The organism is Lactobacillus selangorensis, from assembly GCF_001437205.1.
GTDB classification, from domain to species: domain Bacteria; phylum Bacillota; class Bacilli; order Lactobacillales; family Lactobacillaceae; genus Paralactobacillus; species Paralactobacillus selangorensis.
Map to the genome: position 1 here is coordinate 105,436 of NZ_JQAZ01000001.1, position 15,021 is coordinate 120,456.

A 15,021-nucleotide genomic window follows, 5' to 3' on the forward strand; every position below is an offset into this window, starting at 1 on the left:
AACTATTATAGTATAGCCTGGATTTGAAAATGTGTCAACACTTTTTCTTAAAAATTTTCAAGCGTGATTGAACCAGTTCCAAAAGGCAGCATCCGGACTACCGAATGTGCCATCGGTCAGCTGTTCATCGTCGCCGTTGATGACGGTCCAATCAGGCACTTCGGCAGTCAATTCTTCCGGCTCGCTTGGAACTGCTGGTGCTGCATCAAACGTGTCGTCAGGTTCCTCTAATGGTGTGCCGGCTGAGAGGGGCAGTGTGAACGGCCGTTTGGGCACCGTCGGCAGGGGCGCCGGCATTGGTACATCCGCTTTGGCAAGGGCAGCGCTGGCGTGCCGACTGGGGGCATCGAGATCGGAGTAATCAGCGTGCGGCTGCGGAGCGGCGAGCTTGAGGTGCCGCTGCACCGCATATGCTTCTAAATCACGACGATTCAATAACATTTTGTTCGGCCTTCTTTCCTATTTAAACGGGATTTTACGAGCATTGTTCGGAAAAGTCAACAGCTCTCTTGTTTAAATTTTGCGTAAAATAGTATATAATACCATTAGAAAGAAGGAATTGCAATGAAAACAAAGCAGGATTTTTTGGGACTTGCTCATGCAACCGTTTTGGACGAGAGCGACGATAAAATCACCGTCAAAGTGCCGAATCGGAAGGAAGATCTGACCGTGGTGATCGGCAAAGATGTTTTGGATAAATTAAGTCAGGATGATTCAGTGCTGCAACGGATGGTTAAGAATTTGGTTTCACGCAATTCCAAGAAAATCACGAAAGAAACTCTCAATATCAATAAACGCAATTACCGCATTTTCCTCTAATCAAAAACAGAAATTTGCACTGCACGCCGACCTTAGACCCGTCTAAGGCTTTTTTTGATGGGCGGTCGTCTGCAAGGACTTCAGTCTAACGATGGACACACGGTTCGGCCAGTGTTTCCGGCTGGGGATTGCACATGAGTATTTTCTAATATTCGAATAGCTTTTCTCATAAAAATACGCTACAATGATGACAACAACAAAGTAAAGGAGCACACAGTTATGAAAATTGAAAGTGCCTGCACAAGTATCTTAGTTGGGAAAAAGGCTTCATTAGATGGTTCAACGATGATTGCCCGCAACGATGATACCTTCGCTGCCTTAAGTCCACACCGTTTCTATATGCATCCTGCCGTTCACGGCCGCAAGGGTGCGACATTGAAGTCTTATTTGAATGGTTTTGAAGCACCGCTTCCTGAAGACGGTTACCGTTACAATGCCGTTCCGAATGTCGACTACAAGAAGTACGGCTACTATGACGAAAGCGGAATCAACGAAAAGAACGTTGCAATGAGTGCGACTGAAAGTACTTATGGCAACGAACGTGCGTTGTCCGTCGACCCGCTCGTTAAGGATGGTCTGGATGAAGACTGCATGCCGACGATGGTTCTCCCTTATATCGATTCAGCTCGTGACGGGGTCACTCGTTTAGGCAAGCTGATTAAAAAGTATGGTTCGCCGGCTGGCAACTCCGTTCTGTTCTCCGATAAGGATGAAGTGTGGTACATGGAAATCGTTTCCGGCCATCAATGGGTCGCACAGCGGATTCCGGACGATGCATATGCCATCGCAGCCAACCAGGTTTCGATTCAGCAAGTCGATTTCAATGACCCTGACAACTTCATGTATGCAGACGGCATCCAAGAATTTGTTGAAAAATATCATTTGAATACTGATCAAGAAGGCTGGAACTTCCGGCACATTTTTGGGACCAGCAATGAAAAAGACCGTCATTACAACACACCGCGTGTTTGGTACGGCCAGCATTACTTCAACCCGGAAATTGAACAAGACCCAGAATCCAGCGAATTGCCATTCATCTGCCATACATCGCACAAAATCAGTGTGGAAGACATTGAATATGTATTAGGTTCTCATTATAACGAAACCAAGTACGATCCAATGGGCCATGCCGATGATGCCGACAAATACCGTTACCGTCCGATTGGTTTGAACCGGACTCAGAATTCGCATGTGCTCCAATTACGGAATGATACCCCAGAAGCAAATTCCGCTGTGATGTGGCTCTGCTTCGGCTATCCCGAATTTGCCCCGTATCTGCCATTCTACACGAATGCCACCGACACGGACCCGACATACTCCGAAACACCGCTCAACCTTGAATGGGGCGGCGACAGTGCTTACTGGATGTACAAGACACTCTCCATGCTGGTTGAATCCCATTACAGCAAGTTTGTCCAAGAAGATACGGATTTCTTGACCGAAAGCAAGCGTATTATGCGCAAACACATCCTGGATACAGATGCCCATGCCCAGGAACTCGCTCCCGAAGAAGTAACGGCCTATTTGACCGACCAGAACCATGCCATCGTTAAAGAAATGCGAGGCCGTTCTGAAAAGCTCATGGCCCATCTGGTCGAAGAAGGCATCGACTTATCCAAGTTCACCTTCAACATGGACCGCAATCTGTAAACAGCGTATGACCAGTTTCTTGGAACACGTTTCAAAAGGACCCAAGCACGATTATTAGCTTGAGTCCTTTTTGTGTGCCATAATTGCCATGTAGCTTGGTACCTAAATAAGTTGCTTTTTGCTGGGAAAAGCGTAATATAGTTATATTACTTATTTTTTGTACATGTGAGGAGGTGGTACGATGAATTTTGTATTTGCAGTTGCAACCGTTGCTGTTGTCGGCGTAATGTTCGGCGAAACCGTCGAGGAGAACCGGCTCGAACAAGGCGGAAATGACCGTGATGACGTACCGCTGCCTAGGTGGAAACAATCACTAGGAGCAGCTGGCTGCTAGGATTGACCTCAGCCGAAAGGACCGTTCGCAAACTAACGAACGGTCCTTTTTTGCAGAAAAAGCGTTTTTTCAAATGCGGAGCGGCTATAATCAAATTAGATTGAATTGGAAAGGACGAACGCACATGGAAACACATTTGACTGGAATTGAGGCACGTGCGGTTGCAAAACCCTTCATGATTTCACGGACGGATTTGAAAACAGGCCGCCATACTTTTCAGACGACTCGTTTCGCACTCGTTTATGCGGACGAAAACGACCAAGTCATGTCGCTGCAGAAAGCCGATTTGGCGCTGGGCCAATTAGTACACGTCGTTGGCAAGACGGCGGACGGCTTAGTCATTAAAAAGTTTGAACCACACCAATAAGAGGGAGGACTTGTGAATGAAGTACACGCAAACAACGTTGAATGAGGCCGTCCAAGACATCGTTACCCGTTATGGCGCCAATATTGTGCTGCAGCCGGATAAAATCACCCGTGAAATTATTCAGTCGCTGAATGCGGAAACACTAGCGATGCTGGCCCAAGCGCAACAGCAGCATCTGAAAATCGACCAGCAGGGGCTGAAGACGATTCTCGCACTTGGCGAGCATTGGATTGACAAGCCATCGCATGAAACCAGCGCCAAGATTTTGGATGCCCTCATGGACTTTGAAGCAGCGCACACCGATTGGGATGCCCAATAAGGCCAAGACAACAGCAGTCGTTTTTTGCTTTCGGGAACGCCGACGCTAAAAAAAGCGTATATAATAGAAGGAACGCAATCCCCTGCTGCTCAGAAAAAGGAGTGATCGTTTGACGAAACAACCAGTTGATATTCGTGTGGTGACTGAAGTGACCGGCGAACCACGTATTGTCGATTACAGCCAGCGTGTCATTGTTCAGTATTCGAATAAGGATCAGGAAATTCTGTATCGTGTCTACGACCGCAGCGATGAGGAACAGCCATTTGTGGCCTTCACCGAAACCGGAACGGTCGACACGGTGGAAGAACGGATGTCGTGCACCAATAATCCGGTCAAATTTGCCTATCTCACGTACTTGGGTCTGGCAGATGATTCGGAGCAGCTATTGTGGCACCAGATTGTGGCTTATGTCGACGCTCATCAGGAGCAGTTCTTTGATGCAGACGGCGACATTGACTACGGAATGAAGTTGACACAGGCCGATATTGCGCAAATTTTACAGGGCTGAATTCTTTTCTTCCGATTAGATGTATAATGAAGTTCCTTGGCAGGGGCACTACGTAAAAAGGATCACGCCGTAAATGGCGTGATCCTTTTTTTATTTTCATGAGCAGCAATGGCATTCAGCGCCCGTTTTTCTTCATCGGCGTGCCTTTGACTTTGCCTTTGGGGCGTCCGAGAAACGCTAATCCGTAAGTGACGACCATTAAAAAGAGAAAGACAAGATTAAACGGCGCAAACCAGCCGGTCATTTTTCCAGAAAGTACATAGAGCCCGATTACGAGCACGGCATCAATCACCAATGCCAGGTAGAGATTCAGATTTTGAGCGAGCACAATCAGCAGGGCGAGCGTCAAAAAGAGAATCATGATGTTGACGAATAGCATAACAACATTCCTTTCATGCCCTTATTTTACTACAGATTGTCGTTTTTTGAGGGCGATTTTCGGGAAAACAAGCCTTTTTGCGTGCCTCACAACTTAAAAAGTCACTTTTTTGAAGTCACAAATTCTTCAAAATTGTGACACGAAAACGCCATTAAATCAAGCAAAACGACTTATTTGTGTCAAAAAAGAGGTAAATATTACAGTAAAAATTGTGATTTGTATTCATTCGATAATTCTTTTGTAACACGACTGTAACACTGGGCCAGTATACTACGTCTTGTAGTTAAGCACGAGACAAGTGAAACGCATTTAATCAACTAAAGAAATAGGAGTGTACGAATTTGAAAAAATCTTTGAAGACAACATTATTGGTCGCAACAACAGCATTAACAGGTGTCCTTGCTTTACAAGGTGCCAACCAAAACGCACATGCTGCTGTTAACAACAATGACGGTACCGTAACTGTTCAATCCGGCGATAGCTACATGTCAATTGCTAAGCAATTCAACATGACCGTTGCAAACCTTGAAACATTGAACGGCCGCACAGTCGGTGGTTACGATTTGATCTTCCCTGGTGAAACCATTAAAGTCAATGGTACACAAACAACATCAAACACAACTTCAAATAACAATACACAAGTTGCCGCTGCTACAACCACAAACACAAGCAGCAACTACACAACAACTTCAAACGCAAGCAGCACAACCAGCTACACAGCAACTACTTCAGCATCAAGCTCTGAAGAAGCTGCTAAAGCATGGATTGCTAACAAAGAATCAGGCGGTTCATACACAGCCACAAACGGCCAATACGTTGGGAAGTACCAATTAAGTGCATCTTACTTAAACGGTGACTACTCCGCTGCCAACCAAGAACGTGTTGCCAACAACTATGTGACATCACGTTACGGTTCATGGACAGCTGCCGAAGCATTCTGGCAAGCAAACGGCTGGTACTAAGCCGAATTAAATTAAATTTCAAAAAAGAGTCTGACGAAAAAACGTCAGGCTCTTTTTTTGCGTAATGTATTATAACGGGCCTCATTTAGAGGTATTTGCTGCCTTCACGGACGGCCAGTTTGCTTAAAGAATGCGTGGCGATAAAAGCCGCCACCCACTGGGGATTGGTTTTGCTGTAGTCACGGAGGGCCCAGCCGATCGCCTTTTGAATGAAGAATTCATCTGTTTGAAGGTCGGTCTCAATGACGTGGGTGAGAAAATCTGTCTTGGTGCGCTCCTTAAAACCAAGCTGCAAGGTCAGGCTGATGCGCCGCAGCCAGAAATCGTCGTTGCCAGCGAAAAGGGCGGCGACACGGTCGAAGTCGTCAGGATGCCGTTTCAAATATTCACGATACAGTTTGGCCCAGGCATCGATTGAATCCCACCATTGTTTGACGCCTAGGTAGGGGCGTGTGCGCTGCAGGTCCGTGAATTCAAAGCGGCGGACGTTGCGCACTGCCAAATCGATTGCCGCATACTGGTATTCACGTTCGGGCCGCTGATAAAAGTCGCTGAGCGTGGCAAACAGCTGGTCCATGGGCCAGGTTTTGCTGGCCAGCCTAACGGTTTTTCCTGTGCTTTGCGGTCGGGTGCTTTGAGCCCAGCAAACGGAAACTTATTGTGCATATATTTCGCCATTGGCACCTGATTGACGGGATTTGGTGTGAATTGAAAAGTTGACGTAGGACCACCTCGTTTTTTCTTTAGCATACCATTTTTAGACGCGTTTGGCGCAAGAAAACCGATAAATAGGCATTTTTGGCCCTTTTCGATTGCAATCGGCCGCCGATGCGCCGTATACTGAATTGGAAAAGAAAAAGTGGAGGCTGAAATCATGGCGGTTGTTAAGAATCAAGTGTGCATTGTCTGCGGAAATCATTTCACAACGACGGAGGGGTTATTTCTGCGTGATCTGAACAATCGGCTTCAAGCCGAAATCCGGCATCGTTATAAATACGCTAAAAATAGTTCCTTCATCTGCCTGAAAGACCTCCAGCAAGTGCGTCTGTCGGAGATGCAATCCATGATTGACCAAGACTTGCAAGTCGATAAAGAAATCAATTCTAAGCTGGAGAAAAAATTAAGCGAACAGACCTATCAGGTACGCAACATCAACGATACCGTCGACCAGCAATTGACTAGCGGCCAAAAACTCGCTGATGCCGTGGCCAAGTTTGGGGGCAGTTGGGCTTTTATCGTGACGTTCGTAATCGTTTTAATCGTCTGGATGGCACTGAATGTGACCCATCTGTTTGGCATTAAATTCGACCCGTACCCATTCATTTTGCTGAATCTGTTTTTGAGCTGTGTCGCCGCCATTCAAGCGCCGATTATCATGATGAGCCAGAACCGGCAGGCCGAACGGGACCGTGTCGATGCCGAAAACGATTATCATACCAATACCAAGTCTGAAATGGAAATTCATATTCTGCACCAGAAAGTCGACCAGATGAATGAGGTTCAGTGGCCGCATATTCTCGATGTCCAGAAGATGCAGATCGAAGTCCTCAGCGAAATCGAAAACGAAATTCAGTCGCTCAAAGCCGATCAGAAAGCACCCCGTCCTGGCAGCCGCACCACCCGCCACCCCTCCAGACACGCCAAAGAACACCCAATTGATTAGAGTGTGAGCATGGGCAGCTAGCTGCCCATGCGAACACGTTTAATAGGAACTACTCTGGGCTTTAGGATTGAACCTGAAACAACTTAGCCGCAGCAGATAGCTCTATGGAACACGTTTCGGAAGAACGTTTTTGAGCATTCACGGAAAAGTTCACTAAACAAACACACCAGTCTGTGCGAACACGTTTAATAGGAACCACTCTGGGCTTCAGGATTGAACCTGAAACAACTTAGCCGCAGCAGATAGCTCTACGGAACACGTTTCAAAGCATTCACTAAACAAGCACACCAGTCTGTGCGAACACGTTCCCAAAGTCTGTGTCTTTCAGTCGGCGGCAATTCATCAGACTGCCGCCAATTTTAACCGGCCTGCTGCAAATGCTTATTGACGGCACGGCGGGATTTTAGTATAATAAGACCGTTGTAATTGTGGACCTCACAGCTGCAACCGCTCAACGCCGGTTTCAAACAGGTTCTGCCTGGCCGTCCTTGGCGAGTATAAGAGGTAAAAAATTCATAGGAGGTGCACACATGTACGCAATTATCAAAACAGGTGGCAAACAATACAAAGTTGAAGAAGGCCAGCCGGTCTATGTTGAAAAGCTTGATGTCAACGCAGGCGACAAGGTTACTTTTGATCAAGTCATCTTAGTCGGTGGCGACAAGACACAAGTCGGCACACCACTCGTTGATGGCGCTTCAGTCGAAGGAACTGTTGATAAGCAAGGACGCGAAAAGAAAGTCGTTACTTACAAATACAAGCCTAAGAAGCATCAGCATCAGAAGAAGGGCCATCGTCAGCCTTATACAAAGGTAACAATCAACAAGATCAACGCTTAATTAGATAAAAAAAGATTTATCCACGAGGAATTTAACATGATTCGAGCGAACTTTAAACGGGATACAGATGGCAATATTGATGCATTTGAATTGACGGGGCATGCCGATGCCGGTCCTTACGGAAGCGACATTGTCTGTGCAGCCGTGTCGGCGGTTTCAATCGGGACGGTCAACGGCATTGAGTCGTTAGCCGGTTTCGAGCCGGAAGTCCAGTCCGATACCGTCAACGGCGGGCATTTGACCCTGAAAATTACAGAAGATGCATTGTCAGGCGAACAGGCCAATATTGCCGGCATTCTGCTGGAGAATCTGCTGCTGGAATTACAGAGCATTCAAGAGCAGTACGGGCAGTATCTGAGTGTTAAAACGCAACAAACGGCTTAAATTTTATCGTAAAAATTTACATTCGGAGGTGTATCCCATGTTAGAAATGAACTTACAATTCTTCTCCCATCATAAGGGGGGCGGTTCGACTGCCAACGGCCGTAACTCAGCTGGTCGTCGTTTAGGCGCTAAAGTAGCTGATGGTCAGACTGCTAAGGCAGGAAACATCATTTATCGCCAACGCGGTACAAAAATTCACCCAGGTCAAAATGTTGGCCGTGGCGGTGATGATACTTTGTTTGCTTTAGCAGATGGTGTTGTCCGTTTTGAACGCTTAGGTAAGAAGAAGACAATGGTCTCTGTTTACCCAGCAGAAGCTGCTAAGTAAAAAGGACAAATAAATGGCCGACTCGAAAGCATTGCTTTGAGCCGGCTTTTTTTGAATCTTTTCCGGGACGCTTGCCCAATGCAGGCGTTTCCTGATATAGTATTCACGAAAGCAATGAATTGGAGGAACAAACATGATTTCTGTCAACGATTTTAAAAACGGCTTGACCATCGAAGTTGATGGCGACTTATGGCGTATTGTTGAATTCCAGCATGTTAAGCCAGGCAAGGGCGGCGCTTTTGTCCGCTCTAAATTAAAGAACTTACGGACAGGTGCCGTTCAGGATAAGACCTTCCGTGCCACCGCTAAAGTGGAACAAGCACAAATCGATCAAAAGTCGATGCAGTACTTATACGCAGATGGCGACAATTACAACTTCATGGATACCAATACTTATGAACAATTGGCACTCCCTAAAGAAGAATTAAAGGACGAAATTCCTTATTTGAAGGAAAACATGATTGTCAATGTCAACATGCATGGGGATGAAACCCTTGGAATCGATCTGCCAAACACGGTTGATTTGACTGTTGCTGAAACAGAACCAAACATCAGCGGCAACACGGCTTCTGGCGGTTCGAAACCAGCGACGATGGAAACCGGTTTGATTGTTCAGGTCCCATTCTTTATCAATCAGGGGGATGTCCTGACAATCAACACAACAGACGGCACTTACATTTCACGTGCCAAGTAAGTCACAGCACAGTACGCTGGGAGGGTTGAACATGGCTGAAGATACAAATATTGTTTTAGAAGATCGGGCCGACAAAATGGGCAAGATCGAGATTGCGCCCGAAGTGTTGGAGATCATCTTAGGCATCGCCGCTGAACAAGTCGACGGTGTTTATCAGATGCGTGGTTCATTAGCCAACAACATCAACGCATGGTTAGGCCGGACAAACCGTGGCAAGGGCGTTACTTTGACGACCGATGACAACGGCGAACTGAGTGCCGACGTTTATGTCTACCTGAACTACGGTGTGGCCGTTCCCAAGGTGGCGTTAGATATGCAGCAATCCCTGCAGCAGCAGCTATTGTACATGACGGACCTCAAGCTCAAAAACGTTAATGTCCATGTGGTTGGGGTCGTGCCTGAAAAGACTGTCCCAGTCAATCCCGAAGATCTGTTCAAGGATGACGATGAAGACGACGAAGAGCCCGAAATTGATCGGACGCGTTCCTTAGACGCCGGCGCAGCCAGTGAAGATGGTGAGGCGCAGTCATGATGAATCGACACCAGATCCGTGCGGCGGCTTTTCAAACGTTATTTATGCTGAACGCCAATTCCGATGCGGAATTACCGCTGGCCTACCAGCAGGTGCTGCAATTGATGGCGCAATCGGATGATGAACAGCCGGTCCCAGCCTACCTTGAACAGCTGGTTACCGGTGTCCAAGCTCAGCAGGCGCAGCTGGATGAAATCATCACAGCGCACTTGAAGAAGGGCTGGTCGCTGCAGCGTTTGTCGCAGACCGACTTGATTATCTTGCGGATTGCACTCTATGAAATGAAGAATGTCGCAGATGTGCCTCAAAAGGCGAGCGTCAACGAAGCCATCGAACTGGCCAAACAGTTCAGCGATGACAAATCACGGCGCTTTATCAACGGCTTGTTGTCACAAGTTTTAACGGAAGAACAAGCGGCTTCAGAACAGTAATTCAAGCTTGAAAAAGTCACGGCAGATGTCGTGGCTTTTTTAATGTTTGGCGTAATTGTAAGCTAGTTGGTCATCAGCAATCCTCACTTTCTAAACACCCTTCGTCACGCTCTTTAATATGGTAGAATATAGCTATCGAATCTAAAAACGGAGGGATGCCCGGTGGTAAAACTGCTTGATGGCAAGAAACTTTCACAAAAAATGAATGTCCAAATGAAACAGGACGTCGCGGCCTTAGCGACCCAAGGAATCATTCCTGGTCTGGCTGTGATTTTGGTCGGGGATGATGCGGCCAGTCATATTTATGTCCGCAATAAAAAGCGGCGGGCCGAAAAGCTGGGTATCCGGTCAGTGATTGAAGAACTGCCGGTCACAACAACCGAAACGGAACTTTTGCAGCTGATTGACCAGTATAATCGGGACCCGGAAATTGATGGTATCCTGGTCCAACTACCTTTGCCGGCTCAGATTGACCCTTGGCATGTGCTGCTGGCGATTGATCCGCACAAGGATGTCGACGGATTCAGTCCGGTCAACATGGGCAAACTGTGGTCCGGACGGCCCGATGTGATTGCCTGCACGCCGCTGGGCATCATGAAATTATTGGCGGCCAACGGAATCGATGTTGCCGGCATGGATGCACTGGTAATCGGCCGCAGTACCATTGTCGGCCGTCCGATGGCAGGACTTTTGGTCAATGCCGATGCGACGGTGACGATTGCCCATACGAAAACCAACGATGTGAAAGCCATTGCCCGGCGGTCGGATTTAATCGTTGCCGCTTGCGGCGTGGCGCATTTCATTACCGCTGACGATGTCAAACCAGGTGCCGTCGTTGTCGATGTCGGCATGGACCGGCTGCCGGATGGCAAATTAACCGGCGATGTCGACTTTGAGCATGTCAAGGATGTGGCCAGTGCGATTACACCCGTTCCCGGTGGCGTCGGCCCGATGACAATCACCATGTTGATGAACCAAACGATTCAATTAGCCAAAGGACGTGCGCAGCGTGAGTGAACAAGAACAATACTTAACGGTCAGTGCCCTGACCAAATATATCAAACGCAAATTCGACGCCGACCCGTACTTAGGTAAAGTCTACCTCGTCGGGGAAATCTCGAATTTCCGGTTACGTCCCAGACATCAGTACTTTAGTTTAAAAGATGAAAATGCCAAAGTGGATGTCGTCATGTTCGAGCGGCAGTTTGCAAAAATCAATTTCGAACCGAAAACAGGCGACAAAGTGATTGTTTCCGGCCGCATCAGTGTCTATGAACGGACCGGCAACTACCAGATGGTGCTCGACACGATGTCGCTGGCCGGTATCGGCGACCTGTATCAGCAGTATGAAGCACTCAAGAAAAAATTGGCGGCGGAAGGTTTATTTGAAAAGCAGCGGCCAATTCCGAAGTTTCCCAAGCAGATTGCGGTGATTACGAGTCCAAGCGGGGCGGTCATCCATGATATTATGACCACGGTCCGCAAACGCTATCCAATCGTGCAGCTCGTTTTATTTCCCGCCGTCGTGCAGGGTGAAACGGCTGCTCCCAGTCTGGTCAAACGGCTGCAGGAAGTCAACAACCGTACCGATTTCGATACGATTATTATCGGCCGGGGCGGCGGTTCGATTGAAGATTTATGGCCCTTTAACGAAGAGAGTGTCGCCAGAGCGATTTATGCCAGCCGGATTCCGGTGATTTCATCGGTCGGGCACGAAACCGATACGACCATCGCCGATTATGTCGCCGATGTCCGGGTGGCGACCCCGACGGCTGCTGCTGAAGCCGCTACGCCGGTGCTGACGGAGGAAGTTGCCAAGATTCAGAGCCTCCAGATTCGGCTGCTGCAGGCTTTTTCACGCACCGTCGGACGGGCCAGAGCTCAGTATAAGAAATTACGGGAAAGTCCCGTTCTGATGCAGCCGGAACGCCTCTACGATTCGTATGTCCAGCGTGTCGATACATTGGACCATCAGCTGAACTTAGCGATTCAAAAACAAGTTCAGACGAAACGGCAGCAGTTTGTGTTCGAACAGCAGAAGTTATCGGACAATTCCCCCCTGCAACGGGTGCAGCAGTCACAGCACGAACTGGCACAGTTGCAGCAGCGATTGCAGCGGGCCGTTGTTCAGACGATGAACCAGAAACGGCAAGCCGCTACGCAGCAGATTCAGGCGCTGCAATACTTGAGTCCGCTGAAGATTCTCGGCCGGGGCTATACGTACACGACCAACGATCAGGGCGAGATGCTGAAAACTGTCGCCCAGTACCAACCACACGAACAGATTACGATCCATGTTGCTGACGGCCAAGTGCGGGCGCAGGTGATCGATGCAAAAAAGGAGCAATCATGATGGCAGAACCAACATTTGAAGAAAATTTGACCCAGCTGGAACAAATCGTCGACGGGCTTGAAAAAGGCGACGTCCCGCTGGAAAAGGCGCTCGATCAGTTTCAAAAAGGCATCGCCCTCAGTAAAAAACTCGAGACGACGCTGACCCATGCCGAAACGACCTTGACGAAAGTGATGGCCGATAATGGCCAGGAAGAGCCGTTTGAAACGGACGCAGATGCTAAGGAGGACGAGGATGACGATTGAGCAGCAGGATTATCGGCAGTTTGCGCAACACGTTCTGCCGCATCTGAATCAGTATCTGGATGAACGGCTCGACAAGGATATCGTCGGCCCTAATCTGCGGGATGCGATGAAATATTCGGTCGACGCAGGCGGCAAACGTCTGCGGCCACTATTGGTCCTGGCAACGATGGGCACGTTCAGCGATGCCCCATTGGCACAGGGGTTCGGTGCGGCCGGTGCCATCGAACTGGTTCACACGTATTCGTTGATTCATGACGATTTGCCGGCAATGGACAATAGCGATTTACGGCGAGGCGAACCAACGAACCACAAGGTGTTCGGCGAAGCCCATGCGATTTTAGCCGGCGACGGGCTGCTGACCTTAGCTTTCCAATGGCTCGCTGAAAATACGGATTTAACGGCTGAACAACGGATTCAGCAGGTCGGTATTTTGAGCCGGGCAGCCGGTCCGGCCAATATGGTTGCCGGTCAAGTCGAAGATATCGAAGGCGAACAAAAGAAGCTCGACCTGGACCACCTGACGACTTTGCACCGGCACAAAACCGGTGCGATGATTGAAGCGGCGGTCTGGATGGGCACCGTCATGACTGATTTAACGAAGGCCCAGCAGGACGTTTTGAAACGCTATGCCAGCGATTTTGGGCTGGCCTTCCAGATTCAGGATGATTTGATGGATGTGCTGGGTACTGAAGCCGAAACGGGCAAACCAGTCGGCAACGATACCGAAGCACACAAAAACACGTTCCCAAGCCTAATCGGCATCGATGCCTCAATCGAGCGCATCAACCAGTTAGTCGCTGATGCGAACGATGCGCTGGCGGCAGTCCAATCATTGGGCGATGTGACTTTGCTGCAGAGTTTCCTTGATTATTTTGATACGGACCATTTAGAAACTTTAAAGGAGCAGCGGCAATGAAAAAAGAACGAGTCGATGTCATGGCCGTTCAGCAAGGTTTGTTTGCGTCACGGGAACAAGCCAAACGGGCGATTATGGCCGGTGAATTATATGATAATAACGATGAACGTTTAGATAAACCGGGCGAGAAAATTGATGCCACCAAGGAACTGCATACGAAGGGCAAAAAGATGCCCTATGTCAGCCGGGGCGGGTTTAAACTCGCTAAGGCCCTCAAGGTGTTCGATATTGATTTGAAGGATAAAATTGTGCTCGATATTGGGGCTTCCACCGGCGGGTTCACCGATGTCGCCCTCCAAAACGGCGCCAAAATGAGCTATGCCCTCGATGTCGGCTACAATCAGCTGGCTTGGAAACTACGGGAAGACCCCCGAGTTGAAGTGATGGAACGGGTCAATTTCCGGTACAGCAAGTTGGACGACTTCAAACTGGGGCGGCCGGACTTTGCGATGACCGATGTTTCGTTTATTTCGCTGCATCTGATTTTGCCGCCGATGAAAGACATCATCAAACCAGGCGCTGATGCAGTTGCTTTAATTAAGCCGCAGTTTGAAGCCGGTCCCGAAAACGTCGGCAAACACGGCATCGTCCGTGACCCGGCCGTTCATAAAGCTGTGCTGACGGATATCGTCGACTTCAGCCAGTCAATTGGACTGGATGTGCTGGGGCTCAGCTATTCACCGATCAAAGGCGGAGAAGGCAACATCGAATTTTTAATCCACCTGGGCAATAATGGCCACGAACAGGGTGTCATCAGTCCCGATGTCAGCGTTGACGGTGTGATGGCGGCGGCCTACGCCAACTTGAATAAGAAGCAGAAATAAGCAGATTGGAGACGAGAAGATGCGCAAAAGTGAACGCCAGCAACTGATTCGGACGATGCTGCTGCACCATTCGATTAAAAAGCAATCTGATTTCGTCGCCGGTCTGAAAAAAGAAGGGGTGGCTGTGACGCAGGCGACGGTGTCACGCGACATCCGTGAGATGCACCTCGTCAAAGTGCCGGCCGACGACGGCGGTTATCGCTACAGCCTGCCGGACACGGAGAATAAGGACCACGAACAGCGCCTCAAACAAGTTTTGGCCGACGCTTATGTCAGTCTTAGCCAGCAGAATGAGCTCTTGCTGCTGAAGACCCTGCCAGGCAATGGGCCAGCGACGGCTTCCTTCATCGACCAGATTCACTATCCGGAATTGTTCGGGACGATTGGCGATGACGACACGGTGCTGATGATTGCCCGGTCCGCTGAGGCCGCCTCACGGCTGATGCAGCGGCTGCAGAAATTGATTTAATGGTA

General features: G+C 48.7%; 22 protein-coding genes, 1 pseudogene and 1 other annotated feature. Of the genes and pseudogenes, 20 read left to right on the plus strand and 3 right to left on the minus strand.

Annotation, left to right across the window (positions count from 1 at the left end; all coding sequences use genetic code 11):
- Positions 1-57 precede the first annotated feature (57 nt).
- Positions 58-441 carry a hypothetical protein gene (locus tag IV40_RS00530; RefSeq protein ID WP_057768318.1) on the minus strand — a complete coding sequence of 128 codons (384 nt, stop codon included), beginning with the start codon at positions 439-441 and terminating at the stop codon, positions 58-60.
- A gap of 123 nt (positions 442-564) precedes the next feature.
- Here IV40_RS00530 and IV40_RS00535 point away from each other — a divergent pair, with 123 nt between their 5' ends.
- From IV40_RS00535 to IV40_RS00555, 6 genes are all read left to right on the plus strand, one after another.
- Positions 565-819, plus strand: coding sequence for a hypothetical protein (locus IV40_RS00535; RefSeq protein ID WP_057768321.1), 255 nt, complete (start codon positions 565-567; stop codon positions 817-819).
- Positions 820-1,038: 219 nt separating this feature from the next.
- Positions 1,039-2,469: a C69 family dipeptidase gene (locus tag IV40_RS00540; RefSeq protein WP_057768324.1), complete on the plus strand. Its 1,431-nt coding sequence runs from the start codon at positions 1,039-1,041 to the stop codon at positions 2,467-2,469.
- A gap of 181 nt (positions 2,470-2,650) precedes the next feature.
- On the plus strand, positions 2,651-2,803 hold the full coding sequence (locus tag IV40_RS10660) for a hypothetical protein (RefSeq protein ID WP_156404194.1): 153 nt from the start codon (positions 2,651-2,653) through the stop codon (positions 2,801-2,803).
- A gap of 124 nt (positions 2,804-2,927) precedes the next feature.
- On the plus strand, positions 2,928-3,170 hold the full coding sequence (locus IV40_RS00545) for a hypothetical protein (RefSeq protein ID WP_057768327.1): 243 nt from the start codon (positions 2,928-2,930) through the stop codon (positions 3,168-3,170).
- A 16-nt stretch (positions 3,171-3,186) separates the two neighbouring features.
- Complete coding sequence (locus tag IV40_RS00550; protein WP_057768329.1) at positions 3,187-3,489, plus strand: globin family protein; 303 nt, start codon at positions 3,187-3,189, stop codon at positions 3,487-3,489.
- A gap of 109 nt (positions 3,490-3,598) precedes the next feature.
- Positions 3,599-3,997 (plus strand): hypothetical protein, encoded by a 399-nt coding sequence (locus IV40_RS00555; RefSeq protein ID WP_057768332.1) that lies wholly within the window; start codon positions 3,599-3,601, stop codon positions 3,995-3,997.
- Positions 3,998-4,112: 115 nt separating this feature from the next.
- On the opposite strand, the gene IV40_RS00560 is transcribed toward IV40_RS00555, so the two are convergent.
- A complete protein-coding gene (locus IV40_RS00560; RefSeq protein ID WP_057768336.1) occupies positions 4,113-4,376 on the minus strand; it encodes a hypothetical protein in 264 nt (87 codons plus the stop codon).
- 341 nt (positions 4,377-4,717) lie between these two features.
- On the opposite strand from IV40_RS00560, the gene apf reads away from it, so the two are divergent.
- A complete protein-coding gene (gene apf, locus IV40_RS00565) occupies positions 4,718-5,338 on the plus strand; it encodes an aggregation-promoting factor (protein WP_156404195.1) in 621 nt (206 codons plus the stop codon).
- An 85-nt stretch (positions 5,339-5,423) separates the two neighbouring features.
- Here the strand turns inward: apf and IV40_RS00570 are convergent.
- Positions 5,424-6,088, minus strand: a pseudogene (locus IV40_RS00570) (DNA alkylation repair protein).
- A gap of 124 nt (positions 6,089-6,212) precedes the next feature.
- Between IV40_RS00570 and IV40_RS00575 the strand changes: the two are divergent.
- The 13 genes from IV40_RS00575 to argR all read left to right on the plus strand — a co-directional run bounded on the left by IV40_RS00575 (position 6,213) and on the right by argR (position 15,016).
- A complete protein-coding gene (locus IV40_RS00575) occupies positions 6,213-7,001 on the plus strand; it encodes a DUF1003 domain-containing protein (protein WP_057768339.1) in 789 nt (262 codons plus the stop codon).
- 435 nt (positions 7,002-7,436) lie between these two features.
- Positions 7,437-7,510: a sequence feature (ribosomal protein L21 leader region), on the plus strand.
- A 21-nt stretch (positions 7,511-7,531) separates the two neighbouring features.
- A complete protein-coding gene (gene rplU, locus IV40_RS00580) occupies positions 7,532-7,840 on the plus strand; it encodes a 50S ribosomal protein L21 (protein ID WP_057768342.1) in 309 nt (102 codons plus the stop codon).
- Between the two features lie 36 nt (positions 7,841-7,876).
- Positions 7,877-8,224: a ribosomal-processing cysteine protease Prp gene (locus IV40_RS00585; protein ID WP_057768345.1), complete on the plus strand. Its 348-nt coding sequence runs from the start codon at positions 7,877-7,879 to the stop codon at positions 8,222-8,224.
- 37 nt (positions 8,225-8,261) lie between these two features.
- Positions 8,262-8,552, plus strand: coding sequence for a 50S ribosomal protein L27 (rpmA, locus tag IV40_RS00590; protein ID WP_057768350.1), 291 nt, complete (start codon positions 8,262-8,264; stop codon positions 8,550-8,552).
- A 133-nt stretch (positions 8,553-8,685) separates the two neighbouring features.
- Positions 8,686-9,246 carry an elongation factor P gene (gene efp, locus IV40_RS00595; protein WP_057768353.1) on the plus strand — a complete coding sequence of 187 codons (561 nt, stop codon included), beginning with the start codon at positions 8,686-8,688 and terminating at the stop codon, positions 9,244-9,246.
- A gap of 31 nt (positions 9,247-9,277) precedes the next feature.
- Positions 9,278-9,778, plus strand: coding sequence for an Asp23/Gls24 family envelope stress response protein (locus IV40_RS00600; RefSeq protein ID WP_057768356.1), 501 nt, complete (start codon positions 9,278-9,280; stop codon positions 9,776-9,778).
- Positions 9,775-10,209, plus strand: coding sequence for a transcription antitermination factor NusB (gene nusB / locus IV40_RS00605; RefSeq protein ID WP_420843252.1), 435 nt, complete (start codon positions 9,775-9,777; stop codon positions 10,207-10,209). The genes IV40_RS00600 and nusB overlap by 4 nt, the downstream gene beginning before the upstream one ends.
- Positions 10,210-10,371: 162 nt before the next feature.
- Complete coding sequence (gene folD / locus IV40_RS00610; RefSeq protein ID WP_057768358.1) at positions 10,372-11,226, plus strand: bifunctional methylenetetrahydrofolate dehydrogenase/methenyltetrahydrofolate cyclohydrolase FolD; 855 nt, start codon at positions 10,372-10,374, stop codon at positions 11,224-11,226.
- Positions 11,219-12,562, plus strand: a complete 1,344-nt coding sequence (xseA, locus tag IV40_RS00615) for an exodeoxyribonuclease VII large subunit (RefSeq protein ID WP_057768361.1) — start codon at positions 11,219-11,221, stop codon at positions 12,560-12,562. Before folD ends, xseA begins: the two co-directional genes overlap by 8 nt.
- Complete coding sequence (locus tag IV40_RS00620; RefSeq protein WP_057768364.1) at positions 12,559-12,807, plus strand: exodeoxyribonuclease VII small subunit; 249 nt, start codon at positions 12,559-12,561, stop codon at positions 12,805-12,807. Before xseA ends, IV40_RS00620 begins: the two co-directional genes overlap by 4 nt.
- The gene (locus IV40_RS00625; protein WP_057768367.1) at positions 12,797-13,723 is read left to right on the plus strand and encodes a polyprenyl synthetase family protein; all 927 of its coding nucleotides are present in this window, start codon (positions 12,797-12,799) and stop codon (positions 13,721-13,723) included. Before IV40_RS00620 ends, IV40_RS00625 begins: the two co-directional genes overlap by 11 nt.
- On the plus strand, positions 13,720-14,547 hold the full coding sequence (locus IV40_RS00630; RefSeq protein ID WP_057768370.1) for a TlyA family RNA methyltransferase: 828 nt from the start codon (positions 13,720-13,722) through the stop codon (positions 14,545-14,547). The genes IV40_RS00625 and IV40_RS00630 overlap by 4 nt, the downstream gene beginning before the upstream one ends.
- Positions 14,548-14,566: 19 nt before the next feature.
- Complete coding sequence (gene argR, locus IV40_RS00635; protein WP_057768373.1) at positions 14,567-15,016, plus strand: arginine repressor; 450 nt, start codon at positions 14,567-14,569, stop codon at positions 15,014-15,016.
- Positions 15,017-15,021: the final 5 nt, after the last annotated feature.